The sequence below is a fragment of the Streptomyces sp. NPDC047085 genome (assembly GCF_040643735.1).
Classification (GTDB): domain Bacteria; phylum Actinomycetota; class Actinomycetes; order Streptomycetales; family Streptomycetaceae; genus Streptomyces.
On record NZ_JBEYUW010000004.1, the window covers coordinates 1 to 25,557 of the forward strand.

Sequence of the window (25,557 nt, forward strand, 5' to 3'; positions counted from 1 at the left end):
TTCTCAAGGAACGGTCGCTTCCTTTGTACTCACCCTCTCGGGCTTTCCTCCGGGCGCTTCCCTTCGGTCTTGCGTTTCCGACTCTATCAGATCTTCTCTCGATCCGATTTCCTCGGTGCTTTCCAGGTTCCCGCTCTCGCGTTTCCCTTTCCGGCGTTTCCGACTCTATCAGATCCTCGCGGTGTCTGATTCCCAATCAGAGGGGGTTGTCTTCCCGGCCGCTGGGCCGTTCCGACGTGTGAGACTTTAGCGGATTCCCGGCTCCCGAGCTAATCGGGGGCCGCGTCCTTTCGAACACGGATTCCTCATTTCGCAAATGCGCACGCCAAACAAATCGACACCGGAGCGTCGATGAATGAGTGGGCCTTGCGGAATGGCTGTCCGGGGACCGACCGAGGTCGGTGCTCACGTCGGACAACCCGGAGAACACTACGCATCCGGGTGAGGGGTGTCAACCTCTGCCTTCGAGGTCACTCCAAGGCGTACCGTGGACCGCATGACGACGCGTACGTGTACCCAGCTGTGGTGGGCCGCCTGACGGCGGCCGTACTCACGTATGCACTCAACGGCCGCCGCTTCGGCGGCCGTTCTCGTATCTCCTCCGGACTCCGGGGGCCGGCCGCAGGCGCGGCGGTCCCGACCAGGAGGTGGAGTGGAGATGACGAGGGTCTTCAGCGGGGTCAAGCCGACCGGGCATCTGACGCTGGGGAACTACCTGGGGGCTATGCGGCAGTGGGCCGCGGTGGACCAGCACCGGGCGGACTCGCTGTTCTGCATCGTCGATCTGCACGCGCTGACGGTGGACCACGATCCGGCGCGGGTGCGCAGGCTCAGTCGGCAGTCGGCGACGTTGTTGTTGGCGTCCGGGCTCGATCCCGAGTTGTGCACCGTGTTCCTGCAGAGCCATGTCGACGAGCACACGAGGCTGTCGTACCTGCTGGAGTGCGTGGCGACCGACGGTGAGATGCGGCGGATGATCCAGTACAAGGAGAAGGCCGCACGGGAGCGCGAGCGGGGCGGGAGTGTGCGGCTGTCGCTGCTGACGTATCCGGTGCTGATGGCGGCGGACATCCTGGCCTACGGCGCGGACGAGGTGCCGGTCGGGGACGACCAGACGCAGCACGTCGAGCTGACGCGGGATCTGGCGGTGCGGTTCAACCAGCGGTACGGGCACACGTTCGTGGTGCCGAGGGCCACCCCGCCGAAGGTGGCCGCGCGGGTGATGAACCTGCAGGACCCCACGTCGAAGATGGGGAAGTCGGACGACTCGGGGCCGGGGATCGTCTATCTGCTCGACGAGCCGGACGTGGTGCGCAAGAAGGTCATGCGGGCCGTGACCGACAGCGGGCGGGAGGTCGTGTACGACAGGGAGGGGCGGCCGGGGGTCGCCAATCTGCTGGAGATTCTCGCAGCGTGCACGGGCGGGAACCCTGAGTCACTGGCAGACGTTTACGAGTCGTACGGCGCTTTGAAGAAGGACACCGCGGACGCGGTGGTGGAGGTTCTGAAGCCCGTGCAGGCCAGGCACAGGGAGTTGTGCGCGGATCCCGCGTATGTGGAGGGGGTGCTCCGGGATGGTGCGGAGAAGGCTCGGGCGATGGCTCGACCGACCGTCGATACGGCCTATCGGGCGATCGGGCTGCTGCCGGCCGCCCCGGAGCCCGCGCTGAGCGCCGCACGCTAGCCGTGGGGCGGCGGGGTGACCCGCCGCCTTCGGTGCGTCGGTTCCAGCTGCGTCGGTTCAGTCCTTCTTGCCGGAGGCCAGCTCGCGGCTGCGGTCGCGGGCGGCTTCGAGGGCGGCGATGAGGGCGGCTCGTACGCCGTGGTTCTCCAGTTCGCGGATGGCGTTGATCGTCGTGCCGGCCGGGGAGGTGACGTTCTCGCGGAGCTTGACGGGGTGCTCGCCGCTGTCGCGGAGCATCACGGCGGCGCCGATGGCCGACTGGACGATGAGGTCGTGGGCCTTGTCGCGGGGCAGGCCGAGCAGGATTCCGGCGTCGGTCATGGCCTCGACCAGGTAGAAGAAGTAGGCCGGGCCGGAGCCGGACAGGGCGGTGCAGGCGTCCTGCTGGCTCTCCGGGACGCGGAGGGTCTTGCCGACGGCGCCGAAGATCCCCTCGGCGTGTGCGACGTGCTCCTCGGTGGCGTGGCTGCCGGCGGAGATGACGGACATGGCCTCGTCGACGAGGGCGGGCGTGTTCGTCATGACGCGGACGACCGGGGTGCCCGCGGTCAGGCGCTCCTCGAAGAAGGAGGTGGGGATGCCGGCGGCTCCGCTGATGACCAGGCGGTCGGCGGGGACGTGCGGGGCGAGTTCGTCCAGGAGGGCGCCCATGTCCTGCGGCTTGACCGTGAGGATCAGTGTGTCGGCGGTCTTGGCGGCCTCGGTGTTGCTGACCGGGCTGACTCCGTAGCGGCTGCGGAGTTCCGCGGCGCGCTCGGGGCGGCGGGCGGTGACCAGGAGGTCCGCCGGCGCCCAGCCGGCGCGGATCATTCCGCTGAGCAGGGCTTCGCCGATCTTGCCGGTGCCGAGGACTGCGACTTTCTGGCTCATGCGGTCAGTCTGGCACCGCGGGCGAGGTGTGCGAGTCGGTTGTCCGCTGGGCGGAACGCCGGTGGGCGGGTGGGGTGGGGCCCGGCCCACCCCGGGCCACCGCTATGCCGTCCGCCGCCTCAGTGTCGCCGCGCCCAGCACCAGTACCAGGACCGCGCAGCCCGCCACGATCAGGGCGTCCCTGAGGAAGGTCGCCGTCATGTCGGTGTGGTGCAGGACCTCGTTCATGCCGTCGACGGCGTACGACATGGGGAGGACGTCGGAGATGGCCTTCAGGACGGGGTGCATGTCGGAGCGGGGTGTGAAGAGGCCGCAGAGGAGGAGCTGGGGAAAGATCACCGCGGGCATGAACTGGACCGCCTGGAATTCCGAGGCCGCGAAGGCCGAGACGAAGAGACCGAGGGCCGTGCCGAGCAGGGCGTCGAGGAGGGCGACGAGCAGGAGCAGCCAGGGGGAGCCGGTGACGTCCAGGCCGAGGACCCAGACCGCGAGTCCGGTGGCGAGGGCGGACTGGACGACGGCGAGCGCGCCGAAGGCGAGGGCGTAGCCGGCGATGAGGTCGGCCTTGCCCAGCGGCATGGCGAGGAGGCGTTCGAGGGTGCCCGAGGTGCGTTCGCGCAGGGTGGCGATGGAGGTGACCAGGAACATCGTGATCAGCGGGAAGATGCCGAGCAGGGAGGCGCCGATGTTGTCGAAGGTGCGCGGGCTGGCGTCGAAGACGTAGCGCAGCAGGATCAGCATCACGCAGGGGATGAGGATCATCAGCGCGATGGTCCGCGGGTCGTGGCGGAGCTGGCGCAGGACGCGGGCCGCGGTGGCGGTGGTGCGGGCGGCGCTGAGGGCGCTGGTGGGCGCGGCCGGGACGGCGGCGGTGGCCGTGGCGGGCGTCGTGGTGCTCATCGGGTCGTCTCCTTGGTGCGGTCGGCGGTGCCTGCTGTCGTGACGCCCGCTTCGGCGGCGACCGCCTCGTCGACGAGGTGCAGGAAGGCGGCCTCGACGGTGTCGCTGCCGGTGCGGGTGCGCAGCGCCTCGGGGCTGTCGTCGGCGAGGATCCGGCCGTCGCGCATGAGGAGGAGGCGGTGGCAGCGCTCGGCCTCGTCCATGACGTGGGAGGAGACGAGGAGGGTGGCGCCCCGGCCGGCGGCGATGTCGTGGAAGAGGTTCCACAGGTCGCGGCGGAGGACGGGGTCGAGGCCGACGGTCGGCTCGTCGAGGACGAGGAGTTCGGGGGCGCCGAGGAGGGCGACGGCGAGGGAGACGCGACTGCGCTGGCCGCCGGAGAGGTTGCCGGCGAGGGCGTCGGCGTGGCTGGTGAGGTCGACGTCGGCGATGGCGCGGGTGACGTGGTCGTGCCGGCGTTCGGCGGCGGCGCGGCCGGGGTCGAGGATCGCAGCGAAGTATTCGAGGTTCTGGCGGACGGTCAGGTCGTCGTAGACGGAGGGGGCCTGGGTGACGTAGCCGATGCGGCTGCGGAGGGTGGGGTGGCCGGCGGGGCGGCCGAGCACGTCGAGGGTGCCGGTGACCTTGGCCTGGGTGCCGACGATGGAGCGCATCAGCGTCGACTTGCCGCAGCCGGAGGGGCCGAGCAGGCCCGTGATCTGGCCGCGGGGGACGGTGAAGTGGAGGTCGTGGAGGACGGTGCGGGGGCCGCGGACGACGGTGAGGTTCTCGGCGTGGACGGCGTCCGGTGCCAGGGGTCGGAGTGGCTCGGGCACATAATTCATCATGCGATGAATAATCTTCCCGCGCGTCTGCGTCGTCAAGTGGCGGCGGTTGCTGTGCCGTACACGAAAAGCGGCGGCCCGGAAGGAACCGGGCCGCCGCAGCTGGAGAGGTGGGGGGTCAGGGCTTGGTCGCGACGAGCAGGAGCACGTCGTACGTCTCCTCGACGATGCCGTCCGGGAAGACCTTCAGGAGATGGGCGCGCTCCTCCTCCAGGAACGCGTGCCTGCGCGCCTCGGGGATGAGGAGAAGCGCCGAGTGACTGCCGATGTTGGCGAGGTGGGTGTCGATCGGGACGCGGCGGCTCCAGCGGACGGCGCGCCGGGTGAAGCGCAGGCGGCCGCTGGGGTCGGCCAGGTCCGTGCGGTCGGCGGCCTTGCGCTTCTCGGCGGCCGTGTCCATGCCGAGGAAGCAGCCCGTGCGGTCGGCCTGCCCGGCGATCCACTCGACGTCGAGCGCGTCCGTGTTCCACCACAGCGCCAGCGCCCCGCCCGGCCGCAGCACCCGCAGCGCCTCCGGCACCGCCAGGGCCGGGTCGGTCCAGTGCCAGGCCTGGGCGTAGGTGAGGAAATCGGCCTGGCCGTCGGCGAGGGGAAGGGCGTTGCCGTTGCCGCGCACGAGCGGGATGTGCGGCAACGAGCGACGGAACTCCGCTGCCATGCCGTCACCGGGCTCGACCGCGAGGACGTCGGCGCCCCGGGCCTCCAGCAGCGCGGTCGCGATCCCGGTCCCGGCGCCGACGTCCACGACCCGGGCACCGGCGAGGGGACGCCCGGCCAGTTCCTCGACGGTGTCGAACAGGGCGGGCGGGTAGGAGGGGCGGTTCGCGGCGTACTGGGCCGCGGCGGCGTTGAAGGACTGGGCGCGGAGGGCGGCAGGCGGCTCGGGCGAGGTGGCGGGAGGCGTCGTCATCCCGCCATGGTGCGTCGAGCGGGGCGAGGGGTGACAGCGGGTTTTCGCGGGCGGAGTGGCGCCGTTCGGCCATGGGCCCACGTCCGCGTCCCCGTCCCCTTCAGCGGCGGCGCTTCTTCAGCGGCGGCGGCTCTTCGGTGGGCGGCTCTTCAGCGGCGGCGCTTCTTCTTCGACGGGTTGCCCGTGCGTCGGGTGGTGCGGCGGGCGTACTCCTCGCAGGCCTTCTCGTACTCCTCGCGGTGGAGTTTCTCGCCCGGGGCCTCGGTGAGGGAGCGGAAGAAGTAGGCGAGGAGGGAGCCGACGAAGCCGATGGCGAGCAGGCCGCGCAGGGAGGCCTGGCGCTGGGGGTCGTGGCGCTTGCCGAAGCCCTCCCAGGTGTTGCGGAAGGCGAGCGCGCTGCAGATCGCGAACATGGCGACGATCAGCACGGACACGAAGGAGCCGGTGCCGGCGATCTGGATGCCGTCGAAGGCGAAGCGCAGGATCAGGCAGGACACGGCGGCCGCGGCGAGGGAGCCGACGGCGACGCCGGCGCGGCGGGCCCCGTAGCCGTCGTCGTGGTTCACCCAGGACGTGCCGAAGAAGCGCAGGGGCTCGGGGCGGGGGCCGTCGCCCGCGGAGCCCGCCGGGGTGTCCGGGGTGCCGGTTTCGTCGCTCACGGGACGATTATGACGCCGGACGGCGACGGGCTCCTCGTGGGGTCGGCCGACCGCGTCGTTCAGCCGCAGCGGTCGGCGATGCTCACAGGGCGCAGCGGTCGGCCACGTAGCCGTCGCTGCCCGTGTTCACATAGGCGTCCGAGACGAACTCGCCGTTGTCGATGTTGTCCCATATGTTCGACGTGCCGTAGTAGCCCGACACCCTCGTGCCCGGCGTCTGGCAGAAGATGGGGACCTTGGCTCCCAGCGGCAGGACGCGGACGATGTTGTAGTTGGTGCCGGGGCCGTTGCGCACGTTCACGCGGACGCCCGGGGCGACCGCGTACATGCGCACGGATGCCTCCGCCACGACGGCATCCGGCTTCCCGGAGCCTGCCGTCTCTTCCGCACGGTCAACAGACATGAAGGACCTCCCCCTTGAGCCCCACGACGGTGATGGGGGCTCGTTGCTTCCCCTGGAACGCGCCATGAAACACGTGTGCGCAACTCGCACGCGGAGGTTAGCAAGCCGCCTCTGTCTCGTACGAGTCATCGACTAGGCTCCGTGCGTCGCGCGCGCGGACGAAGAGCACGGGGGTGGTCCATGGCGCCACAGCGCAACACCGGAGCGAGCGCGGAAGCGGAACTTCCCGAGTACGCCGGTCACTACCGCCTGGAGTCGTGCCTCGGCTCGGGCGGCATGGGCGTGGTGCATCTGGCCCGCAGTACGTCGGGGCTGCGGCTCGCCGTGAAGGTCGTCCATGCCGAGTTCGCCCGGGATCCCGAGTTCAGGGGCCGTTTCCGGCAGGAGGTGGCGGCCGCGCGGAGGGTGAGCGGTGCCTTCACCGCGCCCGTCGTGGATGCCGATCCGGAGGCCGAACGGCCCTGGATGGCCACGCTGTTCATTCCCGGTCCGACGCTCTCGGAGCAGGTGAAGCGGAACGGCCCCATGGAACCGGCACAGCTGCGGCGGCTGATGGCCGGGCTCGCGGAGGCCCTGCGGGACATCCACCGGGTCGGGGTCGTGCACCGGGATCTCAAGCCGAGCAACGTGCTGCTCGCCGAGGACGGGCCGAAGGTGATCGACTTCGGAATCTCCCGGCCCAAGGACAGCGAACTGCGCACCGAGACCGGCAAATTGATCGGCACGCCGCCGTTCATGGCGCCCGAGCAGTTCCGGCGGCCGAGGGAGGTCGGGCCGGCCGCCGACATCTTCGCGCTCGGGTCGGTGATGGTGCACGCGTCGACCGGGCGGGGCCCGTTCGACTCCGACAGCCCGTACGTCGTCGCGTACCAGGTGGTGCACGACGAGCCGGATCTGACCGGGGTACCGGAGAGCCTCGCTCCGCTGGTGCGGCGCTGCCTCGCCAAGGAGCCGGAGGAGCGGCCGACCCCGGACGAGCTGATGAGGGAGCTCCGGTCGGTGGCTGCCTCGTACGACACACAGGCGTTCATACCGGCGCAGCGGGCGAGCACCGACGCGCCGAAACAGGAGTCGGCGCACGAGTCCCCTGCCCCTGGCTCCGCGTCGGCCCCTGACTCCGCCGCTCGCTCTGCCGCAGCGCGCCCTGGACGGCCGAAGCGTCGCCTCCGCAAGCGCATGGCGCTCGTCGCCGGGGCCCTCGCTCTCGTCATGGGCGGTACGGCCGCCTTGGTGCAGTGGCTCGGCAGCGGCGACGGTCCGCCGGCGCACGGCACCGGCATACGGAGCGCCCCGGCCGGTTTCGCCTCCTGGCAGGGGAAGCCGGTCGGCGAAGGCTCCGGCATGCCCCAATGCACCTACGGCTCCGGAACGTTGTTCTGCCTCCGCTCCGGGGTGGCCCTCGCCCTCGACCCGACGGACGGGACCCAGCTGTGGCGGCGGTCGGTCGCTCGCCAACGGACCAGTGCGGCGCCGGCCTTGTCGGGTGGACTGCTTCAGGTACCGGTGGACGGAGGCCGGCGCATGATGGCGCTCGACCCGGCGTCGGGCAGGACGCGCTGGGAGAGGGACGTGCCCGCGCACGGGGACGCGCTCTGCGCCGGCGGCATGTTCCTGCTCACAAAGGCCGACGGATCGGTGACCGGCCTTGACGGCAGGACGGGCGACACGAAGTGGAACCGGCGGATCTCCGGTGCGGGCACGCCCTCCTTGGCCGCTTTCGCCGGTGACCCGCTGGCGTACGCGGTCACCACGTCCGCGGACGGAGCCCGCACGCGTGTCACCGCCCTGGATCCGGCCACGGGTGCCGAACGCTGGAGCGCGCTGCTGAAGGGGACGCTGAACCCCGTCGGCAGCCAGGGCGGGTCGCTGTTCCTGCTCTCCGTCGACAGCGCCTCCGGGGCCACGGAGGGGGTTGTCCGCTACGCACCGGCCTCGAAGACCCTGCGCCGGGTGCCGCTCGCCGTCCGGCGCGTCGCTCCCCAGGCCGCCGTGCACGGCGGCGTCGTCTATCTGCTGGCCACCGACGGTGCGCTGGAAGCCGTCGACGTCGACGCGGGGAAGCGGCTGTGGCACCTCGAGACGTCCGTGAGCCGGGGCTCGGCGCCGGTGGCCGTCGGTGACCATGTGTACTTCACGGCCGCGGACGGCCGTCTGCTCGCCGTCGACGCCCGGCACGGACGCCTCGTGGGGCAGACTCCGCCGCGCCTGGGCGCGAACTCGGACGAGCGTGCCGCCGTACTGCCTGCCCCCCTGGTCGTCGGCGGCCACGTCTACGCCGCCGCCCCCGACGGCACGGTCTTCGCCGTGGACGGGCGGGATCCTTCCGCCTGGTGACCGCCCGGTGACATGCGAAGGGGCCGTCTCCGGTGGAGGCGGCCCCTGTTGGTTACGGCGGCTCAGCCCAGCCTGGTCACGTCGCGGACGGCGCCCTTGTCGGCGCTGGTGGCCATCGCCGCGTAGGCGCGGAGGGCGGCCGAGACCTTGCGGTCGCGGTTCCTGGGGGCGTAGACGCCGTCGAGGGCCTGCTCGCGGCGGGCCAGCTCGGCCTCGTCGACGAGGAGTTCGATCGTGCGGCCCGGGATGTCGATGCGGATGCGGTCGCCGTCCTGGACGAGGGCGATGGTGCCGCCGGAGGCCGCCTCGGGGGAGGCGTGGCCGATGGAGAGGCCCGAGGTGCCGCCGGAGAAGCGGCCGTCGGTGATCAGGGCGCAGCTCTTTCCGAGGCCGCGGCCCTTCAGGTACGAGGTCGGGTACAGCATCTCCTGCATGCCGGGGCCGCCCTTGGGCCCCTCGTACCGGATGACGACGACGTCGCCGTCCTTGACCTCGTGGGTGAGGATGCGCTGGACGGCCTCCTCCTGGGACTCGCAGACCACGGCCGGGCCCTCGAAGGTCCAGATCGACTCGTCGACGCCGGCCGTCTTCACGACGCAGCCGTCCACGGCGAGGTTGCCCTTGAGGACCGCGAGGCCGCCGTCCTTGGAGTAGGCGTGCTCGACCGAGCGGATGCAGCCGCCTTCCGCGTCCTCGTCCAGGGCCTCCCAGCGCTCGGACTGGGAGAAGGCCTCGGCGGAGCGGACGCAGCCCGGTGCCGCGTGCCACAGCTCCACCGCCTCCTGAGAAGGCGATCCGCCGCGGACGTCCCAGGTCTTCAGCCAGTCGGCCAGGGACGGGCTGTGGACGGAGTGGACGTCCTCGTTCAGCAGGCCCGCGCGGTGCAGTTCGCCGAGGAGGGCGGGGATGCCGCCGGCGCGGTGCACGTCCTCCATGTAGTACGTGCGGTTCTTCGCGACGTTGGGCGCCACCTTGGCCAGGCAGGGGACGCGGCGCGAGACGGCGTCGATCTGCTCCAGGCCGAACGGGACGCCCGCCTCCTGGGCGGCCGCCAGCAGGTGCAGGATCGTGTTCGTGGAGCCGCCCATCGCGATGTCCAGGGCCATGGCGTTCTCGAAGGCCTGGAAGGTGGCGATGTTGAGCGGCAGGACCGTGTCGTCGTCCTGCTCGTAGTAGCGGCGGGTGAGGTCCATGACCGTGCGGGCCGCGTCCTCGTAGAGCCGACGGCGGGCCGTGTGGGTGGCGAGGACCGAGCCGTTGCCGGGCAGGGAGAGGCCGATGGCCTCGGTGAGGCAGTTCATCGAGTTGGCGGTGAACATGCCGGAACAGCTGCCACAGGTCGGGCAGGCGTTCTCCTCGATGCGGAGGATGTCCTCGTCGGAGATCTTCTCGTTGACGGCGTCGGAGATCGCGTCGACCAGGTCGAGGGTGCGGACCGTGCCGTCGACCAGCGTGGCGCGGCCGGACTCCATGGGGCCGCCGGAGACGAAGACGGTGGGGATGTTGAGGCGCAGGGCGGCCATCAGCATGCCCGGGGTGATCTTGTCGCAGTTGGAGATGCAGACCAGGGCGTCGGCGCAGTGGGCCTCGACCATGTATTCGACCGAGTCCGCGATCAGGTCGCGGGAGGGGAGGGAGTACAGCATGCCGCCGTGGCCCATGGCGATGCCGTCGTCGACCGCGATGGTGTTGAACTCGCGCGGGATGCCGCCGGCCTCCTTGATCGCCTCGCTGACGATCCGGCCGACGGGCTGCAGGTGGGTGTGGCCCGGCACGAACTCCGTGAAGGAGTTGGCGACGGCGATGATCGGCTTCCGGCCGATGTCCGCACCGGGTACACCGGAGGCGCGCATAAGGGCGCGGGCGCCCGCCATGTTGCGGCCGTGGGTGACTGTGCGGGACCTCAGCTCGGGCATCGTCGCTCGCTCCTTCGAAGACCATCCGCCGGAGAGTTCCGGCAGAGAGTTCTGATTCCCTACGAGCCTACGCCGCCGCTCCAAGGGCTGGACAAGGCTGTCCGGAATGCGGGACGCGTGTTTCACCGGAGCGCGTGTTCACCGGGATGCGCGCTTCGCCGGGACGCGTGTTTCGCCGGCCGCTGGTGTCAGGGCTGCGTCAGATGGCTCTGCACCACCGGCGCCACCCGCGCGATGATCTGCTCCAGGTCCGCCGAGGCCAGCGGCTCCAGCTTGATCACGTAGCGCATCATCGCCGTGCCCACGATCTGCGCGGCCGCCAGCTCGGCCCGCAGCTCCGCGTCCGGCAGGTTCACCTGATCGGCGACGCGGCGCAGCAGCTGGGAGGCGACGAGGCGGCGGAAGACGGCGGCGGCGGTCTCGTTGTTGACGGCGGACCGGAGGATCGCGAGGAGGGGTGCCCGGGTCGTGGGGTTCTCCCAGACGCCGAAGACGAAACGGGTCAGCCGCTCCCCCACCGCGTCCATCGACCCCTCGGCCACCGCCTTGGGCGCGTCGAGCGCGGGCGCGAAGGCGACCGCGACGGCCGCCTCGAAGACCTGCTCCTTGGTGCCGAAGTAGTGGTGGACCAGCGCCGAGTCGACACCGGCGGCCTTGGCGATGCCGCGTACCGACGTCTTCTCGTATCCGCGCTCGGAGAACTCCTCGCGGGCCGCGGTGAGGATGCGGTCGCGGGTGTCGGCGGACTCGGTGCGCGGGGGCCGTCCCCGCCGGCGTGCCGTGGCCCCGGTCATCGGCGGGGCACCTCCACCGCGGACGCCAGGTGCTCGCGGGCGAAGGCCAGGGCCTCGGCGAGGTCGGCCTCGCGCTCGGCGCTGGACATGGCCCGGCGGGTGTTGACCTCGATGACGACATGGCCGTCGAAGCCGGTGACCGCGAGCCGCTCCAGCACCTCGGCGCAGGGCTGGGTGCCACGGCCGGGCACCAGGTGCTCGTCCTTGGCGGAGCCGCGGCCGTCGGCGAGGTGGACGTGGCCGAGCCGGTCGCCCATGCGGTCGATCATGTCCAGGGTGTCCGTGCGGGCGGTCGCCGCGTGGCTCAGATCGATCGTGAAGTGCCGGTAGTCGTCCTTGGTGACGTCCCACTCGGGCGCGTAGGCGAGCATCTCGCGGTCGCGGTAGCGCCAGGGGTACATGTTCTCGACGGCGAACCGTACGTCGGTCTCGTTCGCCATCCGCCAGATCCCGTCCACGAAGTCGCGGGCGTACTGCCGCTGCCAGCGGAAGGGCGGGTGCACGACGACGGTCGAGGCGCCCAGCTTCTCGGCGGCCGCCTGGGCCCGCTGCAGCTTCACCCAGGGGTCGGTGGACCACACCCGCTGCGTGATCAGCAGGCAGGGGGCGTGGACCGCGAGGATGGGAACGCCGTGGTAGTCGGAGAGGCGGCGCAGGGCCTCGATGTCCTGGCTGACCGGATCGGTCCACACCATGACCTCGACACCGTCGTAGCCGAGGCGCGCGGCGATCTCGAAGGCCGTCGCCGTCGACTCCGGATACACGGAGGCGGTCGACAGCGCGATGCGCACGTCCTTTGGTTCAGCCACGTCCGTCACCTTACGGGGTTGGGCGGTGGGGGTGCGGGGTGCCTGTTGGCCGTTGTGAGATGGGTCATTTTGTGGATGCGAATGCCTTGTGACTCGTCCCGGCCACGCTGCGGGGAGGCGTGTCCGTGCTGCTGGGCCGCAGGTCCGTGCTGCGGGGCCGCCTGTCCGTGCTGCGGGGTCGCATGTCCATACGGCCCCGCGCCCTCAGGTATTCAGGCCGAACCCATGTGATCCAGGCGGCGCAGGATCACGCCCTCCCTCAGGGCCCACGGGCAGATCTCCAGCTTCTCCACGCCGAACAGGTCCATCGCGCCCTCGGCCACCAGCGCGCCGGCCAGTATCTGGGCGGCGCGGCCCTCGGAGACGCCGGGGAGGTCCGCGCGCTGGTCGCTGGTCATGCCGGACAGCCGCGGCACCCAGGCCTCCAGGGACTCCCGCTTGAGTTCGCGCTGGACGTAGAGACCCTCGGCGGTGCGGGCGGCGCCGGCGATGCGGGCCAGCTGCTTGAAGGTCTTGGAGGTGGCGACCACGTGGTCGGGGGCGCCGAAGCGCTTGAATTCGCCGACCGTGCGGGCGATCTCCGCGCGGACGTGGCGGCGCAGGGCGCGCACGCTCTCGGGGTCGGGCGGATCGCCGGGCAGCCAGCCGGCGGTGAGGCGGCCGGCGCCGAGCGGGAGGGAGACGGCGGCGTCCGGCTCCTCGTCGATGCCGTAGGCGATCTCCAGGGAGCCGCCGCCGATGTCCAGGACCAGCAGCCGTCCCGCGGACCAGCCGAACCAGCGGCGGACGGCGAGAAAGGTGAGGCGGGCCTCCTCGGGTCCGGTGAGGACCTGGAGGCGTACGCCGGTCTCGGCCTCCACGCGCGCGAGGACCTCGTCGGCGTTGACGGCCTCGCGCACCGCGGAGGTCGCGAACGGGAGCAGGTCCTCGACGCCCTTGTCCTCGGCGGCCTGAAGGGCGTCCTGCACGACGGCGACCAGTTGCTCGATGCCGTGGTCGTGGATGGCACCGTCATCGTCGAGGAGCTGGGCGAGCCGAAGTTCGGCCTTGTGCGAATGCGCGGGCAGCGGGCGCGCGCCGGGGTGGGCGTCCACCACCAGCAGATGCACCGTGTTCGAACCCACATCCAGGACACCGAGTCTCATGTACGGAACGCTACTGCCAGATCGTCCGTGCTCAGTCCCCGGAGTCGCGCCGGGCCACTTACCCTGGACGCGTGCCAAAGACGAAAAAGGCGAAGGACCAAAAGGCCGCCAAGGCCGACAAGGCGACCAAATCCTCGAAGGGATCGAAGGATTCTTCGCAGGCGAAGGCGTCGACGTCCAGGAAGGCCCCGAAGGTGAGCGACGAGAAGGGGCTCGACTTCGCGCGGGCATGGGTGGAGTTCCCTGATCCGGCGGACGACGAGCAGGTCTTCCGCTGCGATCTGACATGGCTGACCTCTCGCTGGAACTGCATCTTCGGCAGCGGCTGCCAGGGCATCCAGGCGGGCCGCGCGGACGACGGGTGCTGCACGCTGGGCGCGCACTTCTCGGACGAGGACGACGAGAAGCGGGTGGCCGAGCACGTGGCGCGGCTCACCCCGGAGATCTGGCAGCACCACGACGAGGGCACGCGCGGCGGCTGGATCTCGGAGGACGAGGAGGGGTCCCGGCAGACCCGCCCCTACCAGGGCTCCTGCATCTTCCAGAACCGCCCGGGCTTCGCGGGCGGCGCGGGCTGCTCGCTGCACATCCTGGCCCTGAAGGAGGGCCGCGAGCCGCTGGAGACCAAGCCGGACGTGTGCTGGCAGCTGCCGATCCGGCGGACGTACGACTGGATCGACCGCCCCGACGACACGCGGGTCCTGCAGATCTCCATCGGCGAGTACGACCGCAGGGGCTGGGGCCCGGGCGGCCATGACCTGCACTGGTGGTGCACCTCGGCGACCTCGGCACACGGCGCCGGCGAGCCGGTCTACGTCTCCTACCGCGCCGAACTGACCGAGCTGATGGGCAAGGCGGGGTACGACCGCCTGGTCGAGCTGTGCGAGGCGCGACTGGCGTCGCAGCTCCCCCTGGTGGCACCGCATCCGGCGGACCCGGAGCCGACGGACTGAGGACGGCTTCGCTGAGCACGGATTCGCCGAGGTCGGCCTTGCTGAGGACGGCTTCACGGAGGAGGGCTTCCGGGGGCGCGCGGTCCTTTCGCGTATTCCTTCCATCCCGCTAGCCGCCCGACGGGCTCGGGCTTCCGTCGTCGCTCGGAGGTGGCGAGGAGCTAGGCGGGTCCGAAGGGGTCGGGTCGGAGGGGCTTGGGCTCGGGTCCGTCGGGGACGGGGACTCGCTCGTGGGCGGGGTGGTCGGGGGTGTGGTCGGCGGGGTCGGGCCGGGGGTGCCGGGGGGCGAGGCCGGCGGGGTGGGCCGGCCGGTGGGGGCCGTGCCGTAGCCGTCGATGGTGACCACGGAGCCCGCCGGGGAGATCGCGACCTGGGCGTGCCAGTGGCCGGCCGGCTCGCGCAGGTGGTCGACGTACACCTTGATCGTCAACGTGTCGCCGGGCCGGAGGGTTCCCGAGGACCGGCTGAGGTAGAGCCAGGCCGCCGAGGTGGACGCGGACCAGCGCACGGGCGCGGAGCCGGACGCGGTGAGGGTGATCAGCGTGGTGTCGCCGTCGTTGCGCGCGGTGACCGAGAGGTCCCCGGCGCCCTTCTTGCCGGTCCCGTTGACGCTGACGACCTCCACGGAGACGTCCGCCTTGCCGTCCTTGTCGAACCGCGCGCCGGGCTTCACGCTGGCGTTGCCCGCGTTCTCGTAGCCGCCCGCCGGGTCGCTGCCGAGCTCGTCGGGGCTCTTCGCCTCGCGCGCGGTGGGGGTGGGGCCGCCCGCGTCGGCGACGGGTTCGCCCCGGTAGGCGGCCCACAGGGCGAGCACGGGGGCGGCGACGACGGTGGCGACGACGGTCGTGGTGACGGCACGCGCGCGCAGGCGGTCGCGCCGGGCCGCGCGGTCCTTGGGGTCCATCGGGAAACCGCGCCGGTCGAAGCGTGGTACGGCGGCGCCCCGCGCGCGCGGGTGCTGCGCCTGGGCGCCGTGCAGGGCCGCGCGGGGCGCCTCCAGGACGGGCAGCTCGGCCGGGGTGACCGTGGCTCCGGGCCAGCGGCCGGGCACGGCGCGCTCGGCGGTGCGGCGGCAGCGCGGGCAGTCGTCGACGTGCCGGACCAGCTCGCGGCGCAGGGCCGCGCTGAGGACGAGCCGGCTGTCGCCGGTGAGGTGGGCCACACTCGGGCAGCCTCCGGTCTCGACCACGGCGAGGGCGGCCCGGGTGCGCTCGACCTCGCACGCGGCGGCGGCCAGCAGCTCGCGCGCGGCGGCGGGCTCCATGCCGAGCACGGCGGCGACCTCGTTCGCCGCGAGGTGGTGGCGGACGGCCAGCTCCAGGGCCTCGCGCTGCTCGGGGGTGGTGCCGGCCGCCTCCGGCCAGGCGAGCAGGGCGAGTTCGCGGCGGCGCTGCTCCCGGACCTCCGGGGTGACGGGCGGATCCGGCACCTGTCTCGCGGCCGCGGGACGGCCCGCCGCGTGGGTGGCCTGACGTTTCTGCTTGGCCTCGGCGAGGCCGCGCAGGCACGCCCAGCGGGCCAGCGCGTACAGCCAGGCCCTGCGGTCGTCGGCGGCCTGCGGGACGCGCTGTCCGCGCCGCTCGGCGAGCGCGAGGACGTCCCGGAGGGCGGCGGTGGCCGCGTCGTGGTCGCACAGCACCGACAGGCAGTAGGTGAACAGACCGTCCAGGTACGGCTCGTACCGCGCCGGCGGCCGCTGGGCGAGGGTGCGCGCGGCGGCGCGGTCGCGCGCCTCCCGGTGCGCCCGGTGCGCGCCGGTGGTGCGGGTCGTGGTCTGAGGACTGCTGCTCATCACCTGTGCGACCGTAGGCGGCGGCGGAGTGCCCATTGTTGTACCTTGAGCACTTTTAATCCGTACGGGTGAAACGATCCCTCATAAGGGGACAGGAACCCCTCATTCCGTGGCTCGAACCCGACAGGCGGTGGCCGATACCGGATCACCCGCCGAAGCCCGGACCCCGCCCACGTGCGCCCCGGGTAGGCGTTGCCCCTGCCCACGGCAGGCGTTGTCCCTGCCCCGGGCGGGCGTTGTCAGTGCCCCGGGCTACGGTTTCCGCATGGCTGCCCGTACCAAGACCACCAAGGACCGACCGTCCTACCGCTGCACCGAGTGCGGCTGGCAGACGGCCAAGTGGCTCGGCCGCTGCCCCGAGTGCCAGGCCTGGGGCACGGTCGAGGAGTACGGCGCGCCCGCGGTCCGTACGACGGCACCGGGCCGCGTCACCAGCTCCGCGCTGCCCATCGGCCAGGTCGACGGCCGCCAGGCCACCGCCCGCACGACCGGCGTGCCGGAGCTGGACCGGGTGCTCGGCGGGGGTCTCGTACCGGGCGCGGTGGTGCTGCTCGCGGGCGAGCCCGGCGTCGGCAAGTCCACCCTGCTGCTGGACGTGGCGGCCAAGTCCGCGAGCGAGCAGCACCGCACCCTCTATGTGACCGGCGAGGAGTCGGCGAGCCAGGTCAGGCTGCGCGCCGACCGCATCGGCGCCCTCGACGACCACCTCTATCTGGCCGCCGAGACCGATCTGGCCGCCGTGCTCGGCCACTTGGACGCGGTCAAGCCGTCCCTGCTGATCCTCGACTCGGTGCAGACCGTGGCCTCCCCGGAGATCGACGGCGCGCCCGGCGGCATGGCCCAGGTCCGTGAGGTGGCCGGCGCCCTGATCCGCGCCTCCAAGGAGCGCGGCATGTCCACGCTGCTGGTGGGCCACGTCACCAAGGACGGCGCGATCGCCGGCCCCCGGTTGCTGGAGCACCTGGTGGACGTCGTCCTGCACTTCGAGGGCGACCGGCACGCGCGCCTGCGCCTCGTGCGTGGTGTCAAGAACCGCTACGGCGCCACGGACGAGGTCGGCTGCTTCGAACTGCACGACGAGGGCATCACGGGCCTTGCCGATCCAAGCGGACTTTTCCTGACCCGTCGCGACGAACCGGTCCCGGGCACCTGCCTGACCGTCACCCTGGAGGGCCGCCGCCCGCTGGTGGCGGAGGTGCAGGCACTGACCGTGGACTCCCAGATCCCCTCCCCGCGCCGGACCACCTCGGGCCTGGAGACGTCCCGGGTGTCGATGATGCTCGCGGTGCTGGAGCAGCGCGGCCGGATCAGCGCGCTCGGCAAGCGGGACATCTACTCGGCGACGGTGGGCGGCGTGAAGCTGTCGGAGCCGGCCGCCGACCTCGCGATCGCCCTCGCCCTCGCCTCGGCGGCGAGCGACACCCCGCTGCCGAAGAATCTCGTCGCGATCGGCGAGGTGGGTCTCGCGGGCGAGGTGAGACGGGTCACGGGCGTCCAGCGCAGGCTCGCCGAGGCGCACCGGCTGGGCTTCACGCACGCGCTGGTGCCAGGCGACCCGGGCAAGGTCCCGACCGGGATGAAGGTCCTGGAAGTCGCCGACATGGGGGACGCGCTCAGGGTCCTGCCGCGCTCGCGTCGCCGAGAGGCCCCACGGGAGGCGGAGGACCGCCGGTAGACTTTGCGCAGGTCTCGCCCGTCCGTACGAACCGAGTGCGGGAACGGGAGCGCCTCAGAACCTGCGACCGGAGGAGTGCAGTGGCAGCCAACGACCGGGCAGCAGCTCCCGGAAAGTCCGGTGGGAGTGCCGGTTCCGAAGGCCTGATGCGCGCCTCGCTGAGCGCCGTGGCTCCTGGTACGGCCATGCGCGACGGCCTGGAGCGGATCCTGCGCGGCAACACCGGCGGGCTGATCGTGCTCGGCTCCGACAAGACGGTCGAGGCGATGTGCACGGGCGGTTTCGTCCTGGACGTCGAGTTCACCGCCACCCGGCTGCGGGAGCTGTGCAAGCTGGACGGCGGCATCGTGCTGTCGTCGGACCTGTCGAAGATCCTGCGGGCCGGTGTGCAGCTGGTGCCGGACCCGACGATCCCCACGGAGGAGACGGGCACGCGGCACCGCACGGCGGACCGGGTCTCGAAGCAGGTCGGCTTCCCCGTGGTCTCCGTCTCCCAGTCCATGCGGCTGATCGCCCTCTACGTCGACGGGCAGCGGCGCGTGCTGGAGGACTCGGCGGCGATCCTGTCCCGCGCGAACCAGGCGCTGGCGACCCTGGAGCGGTACAAGCTCCGCCTGGACGAGGTCGCGGGCACGCTGTCGGCGCTGGAGATCGAGGACCTGGTGACGGTCCGGGACGTGTCGGCGGTCGCCCAGCGTCTGGAGATGGTCCGGCGCATCGCCACCGAAATCGCCGAATACGTGGTGGAACTGGGCACCGACGGTCGTCTTCTCGCCCTCCAGCTGGAAGAGTTGATCGCGGGCGTCGAGCCGGACCGCGAGCTGGTCGTCCGGGACTACGTCCCCGAGCCGACGGCCAAGCGGTCCCGCACGGTCGACGAGGCCCTGTCCGAGCTGGACGCCCTCACCCACGCCGAGCTGCTGGAACTCGGCACGGTGGCGCGGGCGCTGGGCTACACCGGCTCCCCCGAGACCCTCGACTCCGCGGTGTCCCCGCGGGGCTTCCGCCTCCTGGCCAAGGTCCCGCGGCTCCCGGGCGCGATCATCGACCGGCTGGTCGAGCACTTCGGCGGCCTGCAGAAGCTGCTGGCCGCGAGCGTGGACGACCTGCAGACGGTGGACGGAGTCGGAGAGGCCCGGGCGCGGAGCGTCCGCGAGGGGCTGTCCCGGCTGGCCGAGTCCTCCATCCTCGAGCGGTACGTCTGAGTTCCGGCCGGCCCGCCCCGGCGCGCGGGCCGCAGCCCGCCCCCGCTAGTCGGCCGACAGGACGAAGGAAGCCTGGGACTTGGTGAAGCCGGGGGCCTTCGCTTCGAGCAGGTAGGTGCCGGGCTTGGCCGAGCCCGCCGCAGGCGTCCCGCACTGCGGAGCACTCGGCTTCCGGTCCCACTTCACGGTGTACGTGATGCTCTGCCCCGCGGCCACCCGGAACACCAGGCTGGCCGCACCCCTGGGGCAGTCGGCGGAGGACCAGAACGCGTCGGCGCCATCCGCCGGCGTCACGGTCAACACCGCGTGCTTGGGGCCGAGATCGACCTTGCAGTCGCTGGAGGACGAGTTCTTCGCGGTGAGTTCGAAGGTCGGCGTCTGGTCCGGCGAGTAGGAGTTGTGCTCGCTGCGCAGGGTCAACGAGACCGCCCCCGCAGTGCAGTTGGGCAGGGTGGAGGACGCCGGGAGCGCGTCGCCCGTACCGACGTCGCCGGAACCCGTGCCCGAACCGGAGCCGCCGCCCGAGCCGTCGTCGGACCCGGACGACCCGGAGGACCCGGGCGAGGCGGAGTCGCCCGCACCGGCCGAGCCGGAGCCGTCGCCGGAGCCGGAACCGTCGCCCCCGCTGCCCGACTCGTCGCGCCCGCCCGGGTGTTGGCTGATCGCGGGCCCGGAGGACGAGGGGCCCGGCGTGATCGTGGACGCGGGATTCTTGTCGTTCGAACCGTCGGCGTTCTTCTTGCCGCCCCCGCCGCCGGCCGTGACGATCCACGTGACCAGCAGCGCCAACAGCGCGACCAGGGACAGCAGTACGGCCCTCCTTCGCCAGTAGATGGAGGAGGGAAGCGGCCCGACCGGATTGCGCAGAGATCCCACGGCGCAAACTGTACGAGAGATCCGGGCGCTCGCTTGCGCCACCCGCCGCCCGATCGCCAACTTTTCCGGATCATCATCCCGGGCAACTTCCGTCGACGGCGGGCACCTTCTGCACGCCCCGGCGGGCGCTTCACCCGGCCGATCACCCACCGCAACGCTCCGCACCCGCGCGGTCACCGCCATGTCCGCGCGCGGCGTGGCAGGATCGGAAAGGCCATGACTGAGAAGCTCCACGCCCCCGTGATCGCCTGGTTCGACATCAACGCCCGCGACCTCCCCTGGCGCCGCCCGGAGGCGGGCCCGTGGGGCGTGATGGTCAGCGAGTTCATGCTCCAGCAGACCCCGGTGAACCGGGTGCTGCCCGTCTACGAGCAGTGGCTGGCGCGCTGGCCGCGCCCGGCCGACCTCGCGAAGGAGCCGCCGGGCGAGGCGGTGCGCGCCTGGGGCCGGCTCGGCTACCCGCGCCGTGCCCTGCGCCTGCACGGCGCGGCCGTGGCCATAACGGAGCGGCACGGCGGGGACGTGCCGACGGACCACGCCCAGCTGCTGGCGCTGCCCGGCATCGGCGAGTACACGGCCGCCGCGGTGGCCTCCTTCGCGTACGGGCAGCGGCATCCGGTGCTGGACACGAACGTGCGCCGGGTCTTCGCGCGGGCGGTGACCGGGGTGCAGTACCCGCCGAACGCCACCACCGCGGCCGAGCGCCGGCTGGCCCGTGAGCTGCTGCCCGAGGACGAGCGGACGGCCGCCCGCTGGGCCGCCGCGTCCATGGAGCTGGGCGCGCTGGTGTGCACGGCGAAGAACGAGGGCTGCCGGCGGTGCCCGATCGCCTCGCAGTGCGCCTGGCGGCTGGCCGGCAAACCGGAGCACGAGGGGCCGCCGCGGCGCGGGCAGACGTACGCGGGCACCGACCGCCAGGTCCGCGGCAAGCTGCTCGCGGTGTTGCGGGAGGCGCACGCGCCGGTGCCGCAGGCGGTGCTGGACCGGGTGTGGCACGAGCCGGTGCAGCGCGCCCGCGCGCTCGACGGGCTCGTCACGGACGGTCTCGTGGAGCCGCTGCCGAACGGTCTGTACCGGCTGCCGCTGAGCTGACGCACAGCCATGTCACAGGGTGAGGGCCTCCCGTCGGCCCTCACCCGGCCCCCGTCGTGCCCCTCGGCGGCGTTCGTCGTGACCTTCGGCAGCCTTCGTGAGTCCTCATCACGACCGCCCCCCACCCACCAAAACGCGCCATATTGTGACATAAAGCCCAACTCCCTTACCCCGTACCGACTTCCGTTACACAACCGACGGACAGCCGATTGCCAGCCGCAGGCTGCTCCGCACAGCCCCGTGACAACAGCTCCGTAGTTTCTGTCTCGTGCCCGGCCGACCACCGGGACAGCGGAACGGCAGGACTCCGGGCACGATCCGGAGCGACGGGGAACGGAGGCGGTCGATCATGGCGCAGGGCGAGGTGCTCGAGTTCGAGGAGTACGTCCGCACCCGGCAGGACGCGCTGCTGCGCAGCGCCCGCCGGCTGGTCCCGGACCCGGTGGACGCCCAGGACCTGCTGCAGACCGCGCTCGTGCGGACGTACGGCCGCTGGGAGGGCATCGCCGACAAGCGGCTCGCCGACGCCTATCTGCGCCGCGTCATGATCAACACCCGGACCGAGTGGTGGCGGGCGCGCAAGCTGGAGGAGGTCCCGACCGAGCAGCTTCCGGAGGCGTCCATCGACGACTCCACCGAGCAGCACGCCGACCGGGCCCTGCTGATGGACATCATGAAGGTGCTCGCACCGAAGCAGCGCAGTGTCGTGGTGCTGCGACACTGGGAGCAGATGTCCACGGAGGAGACGGCCGCCGCCCTCGGCATGTCGGCCGGTACGGTCAAGAGCACGCTGCACCGGGCGCTCGCCCGGCTCCGCGAGGAGCTGGAGGCGCGCGATCTGGACGCACGCGCGCTGGAGCGTGAGGAGCGGGAGCGTTGCGCGGCCTGACCGGGCCCGGGCCCAGCGAGGCCCGAGGGAGTTCTCTGGCGGTGATCGCGGCTGTGGCCTCGGTCGCCGCCCTCGCCCTTTTCGTCGCCTCGTGCGGCAGCGGCGGCACGGGTGCCCGGGACGAGGGCCCGGCCCACGCCTCGGCGATGGCCGGCGCCGTCACCTCGCCGTCGGCGAGCCCCTCCGAGACCTACCGGCGCGTGGACGCGATCGCGCTGCTGAGGGGGGACGCGCAGGTCTCGGGGACGATCAAGCGGGAGCTGAAGCCGTGCGGCGGCGACGACTACCCGGTCGACGTCTCCTACGGCGATCTGACCGGCGGACCCGTCAACGACGTCGTCGTCAACGTGATGACCTGCGGCGACTGGGTGGGCATCGGCACGTACGTGTACCGGGACGTCGGCGGCACGTACAAGAACGTGTTCACGGCGGAGGAGTCGCCGGTCTACGCGGAGATCGACGGCGCCGACCTGACCGTGACCAAGCAGGTGTACGACACGGACGATACGGTCTCGAACCCGTCCAGGGAGACCGTGATCACGTACACCTGGAGGGCGGGCCGGTTCGCCCAGATCAACAAGCACGAGACCGACTACAGCAAGGCCGGCGGCAACGCGGCGCCCGCGCCGGACAACTGACCGCCGGACACCTGACCGCCGGACAACTGACCCCCCACACCCCATGAGGACTGAGAGCACAGGGATGGCAGACCAGATCCACGTCCTGTTCGTCGAGGACGACGATGTCATCCGTGAGGCCACCCAACTCGCCCTGGAGCGGGACGGCTTCGCGGTCACCGCCATGCCCGACGGGCTGTCGGGCCTGGAGTCGTTCCGGGCGAACCGTCCCGACATCGCGCTGCTGGACGTCATGGTCCCGGGTCTGGACGGGGTCAGCCTGTGCCGCCGCATCCGGGACGAGTCGACGGTGCCGGTGATCATGCTGTCGGCGCGGGCCGACTCCATCGACGTCGTCCTCGGCCTGGAGGCGGGCGCCGACGACTACGTGACCAAGCCGTTCGACGGCGCCGTCCTGGTCGCCCGGATCCGCGCCGTGCTGCGCCGCTTCGGGCACGCCGGCCGGGACGCGCGGACGGACGCCGACGCCGGCGCGATGACCGGCGGGGTGCTGACCTTCGGCGAGCTGGAGATCGACACCGAGGGCATGGAGGTGCGCCGGGCCGGGCAGCCGGTGGCGCTGACCCCGACCGAGATGCGGCTGCTGCTGGAGTTCTCCTCCGCGCCGGGCACCGTGCTCTCCCGCGACAAGCTGCTGGAGCGCGTGTGGGACTACGGCTGGGGCGGGGACACCCGGGTCGTCGACGTCCATGTGCAGCGGCTGCGCCAGAAGATCGGCCAGGACCGGATCGAGACGGTCCGCGGCTTCGGCTACAAGCTGAAGGCCTGAGCGGGGCGGCGGCATGCGGGGGATTCTTCGGCACCCGGTCCGGCGCATGGAGCGGGCGGGCCTGCACACCGGGCTCAGATGGAAGCTCAGCGCGGCGATCGCGCTGGTTGCCGGGCTGGTCGCGATCGCGCTCAGCCTGGTCGTGCACAGCGCGGCCCGCGTCTCGATGCTGGACAACGCGCGCGACCTGGCGAATCAGCGCGTCCAGATCGCGCAGCGCAACTACGAACTGAACCGGCGGCCGAACTTCCCCAACATCAAGCTCGACGACCCCGAACTGCCGGACGCGCTGCGCGACAAGCTCGAGGGGGGCCGCAGGGCCAGCGACGTCACGGTCAGCGGAGGCGCGCCGGAGATCTGGGCGGCCGTGCCGACCAAGGACGGGCACGTCCTGTCCCTGCACAGCGCCATGCCGGACCGGTCCACCGATGTGATGAAGGACCTCGACCAGGCGCTGGTCATCGGCTCCGTCGCGGTCGTACTCGGCGGCAGCGCGCTCGGCGTGCTGATCGGCGGGCAGCTGTCGCGGCGGCTGCGCAAGGCGGCCGCCGCCGCGAACCAGGTCGCCAAGGGCGAGACCGAGGTCCGGGTGCGGAAGGCCATCGGCGGGGTCGTACGGGACGAGACCGACGATCTCGCGCGCGCGGTGGACGCCATGGCGGACGCGCTGCGCCAGCGCCTGGAGGCCGAGCGGCGGGTCACCGCCGACATCGCGCACGAGCTGCGCACCCCGGTGACCGGCCTGCTCACCGCCGCCGAACTCCTGCCGCCCGGCCGCCCCACCGAACTGGTCCTGGACCGGGCGAAGGCGATGCGCACCCTCGTCGAGGACGTCCTGGAGGTGGCCCGCCTCGACGGCGCCTCCGAGCGGGCCGAGCTGCAGGACATCATGCTGGGCGAGTTCGTGGCCCGGCGCGTGGCCGTGAAGGACCCGGACATCGTCGTACGGGTGGTGCACGAGTCGGAGGTCACCACCGACCCGCGCCGCCTGGAGCGGGTGCTGTTCAACCTGCTCGCCAACGCCGCCCGGCACGGCAGGCCGCCGATCGAGGTGACCGTCGAGGGCCGGGTCATCCGCGTGCGCGACCACGGCCCCGGTTTCCCCGAGGAACTCCTCGCCGAGGGACCGAGCCGCTTCCGCACCGGCAGCAAGGACCGCGCCGGGAAGGGCCACGGGCTCGGCCTGACCATCGCCGCGGGCCAGGCCCGCGTGCTCGGCGCCCGCCTGACCTTCCGCAACGTGCGCCCGGCCGGCGCACCGCCCGAAGTGCCGGCGGAGGGCGCGGTGGCCGTCCTCTGGCTCCCGGAACACGCCCCCACCAATACGGGCAGCTACCCGATGCTGCCGCAGTGACCCCCGCGTCCTCCGCTCAGCAGGCCCAGTCCTTGTCCATGTCGAGCCCGCCCTCGCGCGGCTGGGTGAACGAGAACCAGTTCCCCGAGTCGTCGCGGAACAGCGCCTCCGTGCCGTACGGACGCTCCTGCGGCTCCTGAAGGAACTCCACACCGCGGTCCTTGAGCCGCTTGTAGTCCCCGTGGATGTCGTCGGTGGTCAGCACCCCGGCGCCGAGCGCCCCCTTGGCCACCAGCTTCTTCACCATCTCGGCGGACTCGGGGTCCATGGCGGGCGGGCCCGGCACCATCAGCGTGAACTCGACGTCGGGCTGGCTCTCGGCGCCCACGGTGATCCAGCGCATGCCTCCCTCGCCCATCGTCATGTCCGTACGGACCTCGAGGCCCAGCTTCTCGGTGTAGAACTCCTTGGCACGGTCCTGGTCCAGTACCCAGATGGTCGAGATCTTCAGACCCTTGATCATGGCGCGCTCCATTTCGCGGTGATCTGTGCTTGCCCTGTCACCGTAGGCAGCCGCGTCAGCGCTCCGCTTCTCCGGAATTGCGCTCTCCGGATTCGGGCTCACTGGATTCGCGCTCACTGGATTCACGCTCTCCGGGATCGCGCTGTGCACCGCCCGGCCCGCTTCTGAACCCGCCCGCCCACAGCATGGCGTAGCACCCGGGTATGAGCGCCGCCCCGCGCCCCACGTGCTTCGCCCGGTACTCGCTGGGGGTCAGCCCGGTCCACGCCTTGAACCGGGTCGAGAACGTGCCCAGGCTGCTGAAGCCGACCAGGTGGCAGATCTCCGTCACCGACAGGTTGGCCGTACGCAGCAGGTCCTCCGCCCGCTCTATCCGGCGGTGCGTGAGGTACTGGCCGGGTGTCTCGCCGTATGTCTCCTTGAAGGCGCGCACGAAGTGGAACCGCGAGTAGCCGGCGTGCGCGGCCACCGCGGCCAGGTCGAGCCCCGGATCGGCCCAGTCGCGATCCATGGCGTCCTTGGCCAGGCGCAACTGGCGCGTCTTGTCCATGCCCCGATGGAGGCACGGGGCACTGACAATGCCCCTGACCTGGCAGAACGCAT

General features: G+C 71.9%; 24 protein-coding genes. 10 read left to right on the plus strand and 14 right to left on the minus strand.

The window, feature by feature from the left end; genetic code table 11:
* Positions 1–658: 658 nt before the first annotated feature.
* On the plus strand, positions 659–1,684 hold the full coding sequence (gene trpS / locus ABZ865_RS15500; protein WP_361229763.1) for a tryptophan--tRNA ligase: 1,026 nt from the start codon (positions 659–661) through the stop codon (positions 1,682–1,684).
* Between the two features lie 57 nt (positions 1,685–1,741).
* Here trpS and proC read toward each other — a convergent pair whose 3' ends face one another.
* From proC to ABZ865_RS15530, 6 genes are all read right to left on the minus strand, one after another.
* Entirely contained in the window at positions 1,742–2,554 is an 813-nt protein-coding gene (gene proC / locus ABZ865_RS15505; RefSeq protein WP_361229767.1) for a pyrroline-5-carboxylate reductase, read from the minus strand.
* Positions 2,555–2,656: 102 nt separating this feature from the next.
* Positions 2,657–3,454, minus strand: coding sequence for an ABC transporter permease (locus ABZ865_RS15510; protein ID WP_361229771.1), 798 nt, complete (start codon positions 3,452–3,454; stop codon positions 2,657–2,659).
* Positions 3,451–4,281, minus strand: coding sequence for an ABC transporter ATP-binding protein (locus ABZ865_RS15515; RefSeq protein WP_361229773.1), 831 nt, complete (start codon positions 4,279–4,281; stop codon positions 3,451–3,453). The genes ABZ865_RS15510 and ABZ865_RS15515 overlap by 4 nt, the downstream gene beginning before the upstream one ends.
* A gap of 115 nt (positions 4,282–4,396) precedes the next feature.
* Positions 4,397–5,188, minus strand: coding sequence for a class I SAM-dependent methyltransferase (locus ABZ865_RS15520; protein WP_361229776.1), 792 nt, complete (start codon positions 5,186–5,188; stop codon positions 4,397–4,399).
* 149 nt (positions 5,189–5,337) lie between these two features.
* Positions 5,338–5,847: an EamA/RhaT family transporter gene (locus tag ABZ865_RS15525; RefSeq protein WP_361229779.1), complete on the minus strand. Its 510-nt coding sequence runs from the start codon at positions 5,845–5,847 to the stop codon at positions 5,338–5,340.
* An 82-nt stretch (positions 5,848–5,929) separates the two neighbouring features.
* Positions 5,930–6,250: an SH3 domain-containing protein gene (locus ABZ865_RS15530; protein ID WP_361229781.1), complete on the minus strand. Its 321-nt coding sequence runs from the start codon at positions 6,248–6,250 to the stop codon at positions 5,930–5,932.
* A 180-nt stretch (positions 6,251–6,430) separates the two neighbouring features.
* Here ABZ865_RS15530 and ABZ865_RS15535 point away from each other — a divergent pair, with 180 nt between their 5' ends.
* Complete coding sequence (locus ABZ865_RS15535; protein WP_361229784.1) at positions 6,431–8,584, plus strand: serine/threonine-protein kinase; 2,154 nt, start codon at positions 6,431–6,433, stop codon at positions 8,582–8,584.
* A gap of 62 nt (positions 8,585–8,646) precedes the next feature.
* On the opposite strand, the gene ilvD is transcribed toward ABZ865_RS15535, so the two are convergent.
* The 4 genes from ilvD to ABZ865_RS15555 all read right to left on the minus strand — a co-directional run bounded on the left by ilvD (position 8,647) and on the right by ABZ865_RS15555 (position 13,248).
* Positions 8,647–10,500, minus strand: coding sequence for a dihydroxy-acid dehydratase (gene ilvD / locus ABZ865_RS15540; protein WP_361229787.1), 1,854 nt, complete (start codon positions 10,498–10,500; stop codon positions 8,647–8,649).
* A 188-nt stretch (positions 10,501–10,688) separates the two neighbouring features.
* Positions 10,689–11,294 (minus strand): TetR family transcriptional regulator, encoded by a 606-nt coding sequence (locus ABZ865_RS15545; RefSeq protein ID WP_361229789.1) that lies wholly within the window; start codon positions 11,292–11,294, stop codon positions 10,689–10,691.
* Positions 11,291–12,103, minus strand: coding sequence for a sugar phosphate isomerase/epimerase (locus tag ABZ865_RS15550; RefSeq protein WP_361229792.1), 813 nt, complete (start codon positions 12,101–12,103; stop codon positions 11,291–11,293). The genes ABZ865_RS15545 and ABZ865_RS15550 overlap by 4 nt, the downstream gene beginning before the upstream one ends.
* 212 nt (positions 12,104–12,315) lie before the next feature.
* Positions 12,316–13,248: a Ppx/GppA phosphatase family protein gene (locus ABZ865_RS15555; RefSeq protein WP_361229795.1), complete on the minus strand. Its 933-nt coding sequence runs from the start codon at positions 13,246–13,248 to the stop codon at positions 12,316–12,318.
* A gap of 71 nt (positions 13,249–13,319) precedes the next feature.
* Between ABZ865_RS15555 and ABZ865_RS15560 the strand changes: the two genes are divergently transcribed.
* Positions 13,320–14,201 (plus strand): hypothetical protein, encoded by an 882-nt coding sequence (locus tag ABZ865_RS15560; protein ID WP_361229798.1) that lies wholly within the window; start codon positions 13,320–13,322, stop codon positions 14,199–14,201.
* 109 nt (positions 14,202–14,310) lie between these two features.
* On the opposite strand, the gene ABZ865_RS15565 is transcribed toward ABZ865_RS15560, so the two are convergent.
* Entirely contained in the window at positions 14,311–15,996 is a 1,686-nt protein-coding gene (locus ABZ865_RS15565; protein WP_361229801.1) for a hypothetical protein, read from the minus strand.
* A gap of 262 nt (positions 15,997–16,258) precedes the next feature.
* On the opposite strand from ABZ865_RS15565, the gene radA reads away from it, so the two are divergent.
* Together radA and disA are read left to right on the plus strand one after the other, a co-directional pair.
* The gene (gene radA / locus ABZ865_RS15570) at positions 16,259–17,668 is read left to right on the plus strand and encodes a DNA repair protein RadA (protein ID WP_361229804.1); all 1,410 of its coding nucleotides are present in this window, start codon (positions 16,259–16,261) and stop codon (positions 17,666–17,668) included.
* Between the two features lie 80 nt (positions 17,669–17,748).
* The gene (disA, locus tag ABZ865_RS15575; RefSeq protein ID WP_361229807.1) at positions 17,749–18,873 is read left to right on the plus strand and encodes a DNA integrity scanning diadenylate cyclase DisA; all 1,125 of its coding nucleotides are present in this window, start codon (positions 17,749–17,751) and stop codon (positions 18,871–18,873) included.
* Positions 18,874–18,918: 45 nt separating this feature from the next.
* On the opposite strand, the gene ABZ865_RS15580 is transcribed toward disA, so the two are convergent.
* A complete protein-coding gene (locus ABZ865_RS15580; RefSeq protein ID WP_361229810.1) occupies positions 18,919–19,749 on the minus strand; it encodes a hypothetical protein in 831 nt (276 codons plus the stop codon).
* Between the two features lie 216 nt (positions 19,750–19,965).
* Here ABZ865_RS15580 and ABZ865_RS15585 point away from each other — a divergent pair, with 216 nt between their 5' ends.
* The 5 genes from ABZ865_RS15585 to cseC all read left to right on the plus strand — a co-directional run bounded on the left by ABZ865_RS15585 (position 19,966) and on the right by cseC (position 24,491).
* A complete protein-coding gene (locus ABZ865_RS15585; protein ID WP_361229813.1) occupies positions 19,966–20,841 on the plus strand; it encodes an A/G-specific adenine glycosylase in 876 nt (291 codons plus the stop codon).
* Positions 20,842–21,190: 349 nt separating this feature from the next.
* Positions 21,191–21,730, plus strand: coding sequence for a SigE family RNA polymerase sigma factor (locus ABZ865_RS15590; protein WP_361229816.1), 540 nt, complete (start codon positions 21,191–21,193; stop codon positions 21,728–21,730).
* Positions 21,731–21,771: 41 nt separating this feature from the next.
* Complete coding sequence (locus ABZ865_RS15595; protein WP_361229819.1) at positions 21,772–22,368, plus strand: hypothetical protein; 597 nt, start codon at positions 21,772–21,774, stop codon at positions 22,366–22,368.
* Positions 22,369–22,432: 64 nt separating this feature from the next.
* Positions 22,433–23,137, plus strand: a complete 705-nt coding sequence (gene cseB / locus ABZ865_RS15600; RefSeq protein ID WP_361229822.1) for a two-component system response regulator CseB — start codon at positions 22,433–22,435, stop codon at positions 23,135–23,137.
* A 13-nt stretch (positions 23,138–23,150) separates the two neighbouring features.
* Complete coding sequence (gene cseC / locus ABZ865_RS15605; RefSeq protein ID WP_361229824.1) at positions 23,151–24,491, plus strand: two-component system sensor histidine kinase CseC; 1,341 nt, start codon at positions 23,151–23,153, stop codon at positions 24,489–24,491.
* 16 nt (positions 24,492–24,507) lie between these two features.
* Here cseC and ABZ865_RS15610 read toward each other — a convergent pair whose 3' ends face one another.
* Together ABZ865_RS15610 and ABZ865_RS15615 are read right to left on the minus strand one after the other, a co-directional pair.
* Positions 24,508–24,954, minus strand: coding sequence for a VOC family protein (locus ABZ865_RS15610; RefSeq protein ID WP_361229826.1), 447 nt, complete (start codon positions 24,952–24,954; stop codon positions 24,508–24,510).
* 55 nt (positions 24,955–25,009) lie between these two features.
* Positions 25,010–25,504 (minus strand): helix-turn-helix transcriptional regulator, encoded by a 495-nt coding sequence (locus ABZ865_RS15615; RefSeq protein ID WP_361229829.1) that lies wholly within the window; start codon positions 25,502–25,504, stop codon positions 25,010–25,012.
* Positions 25,505–25,557: the final 53 nt, after the last annotated feature.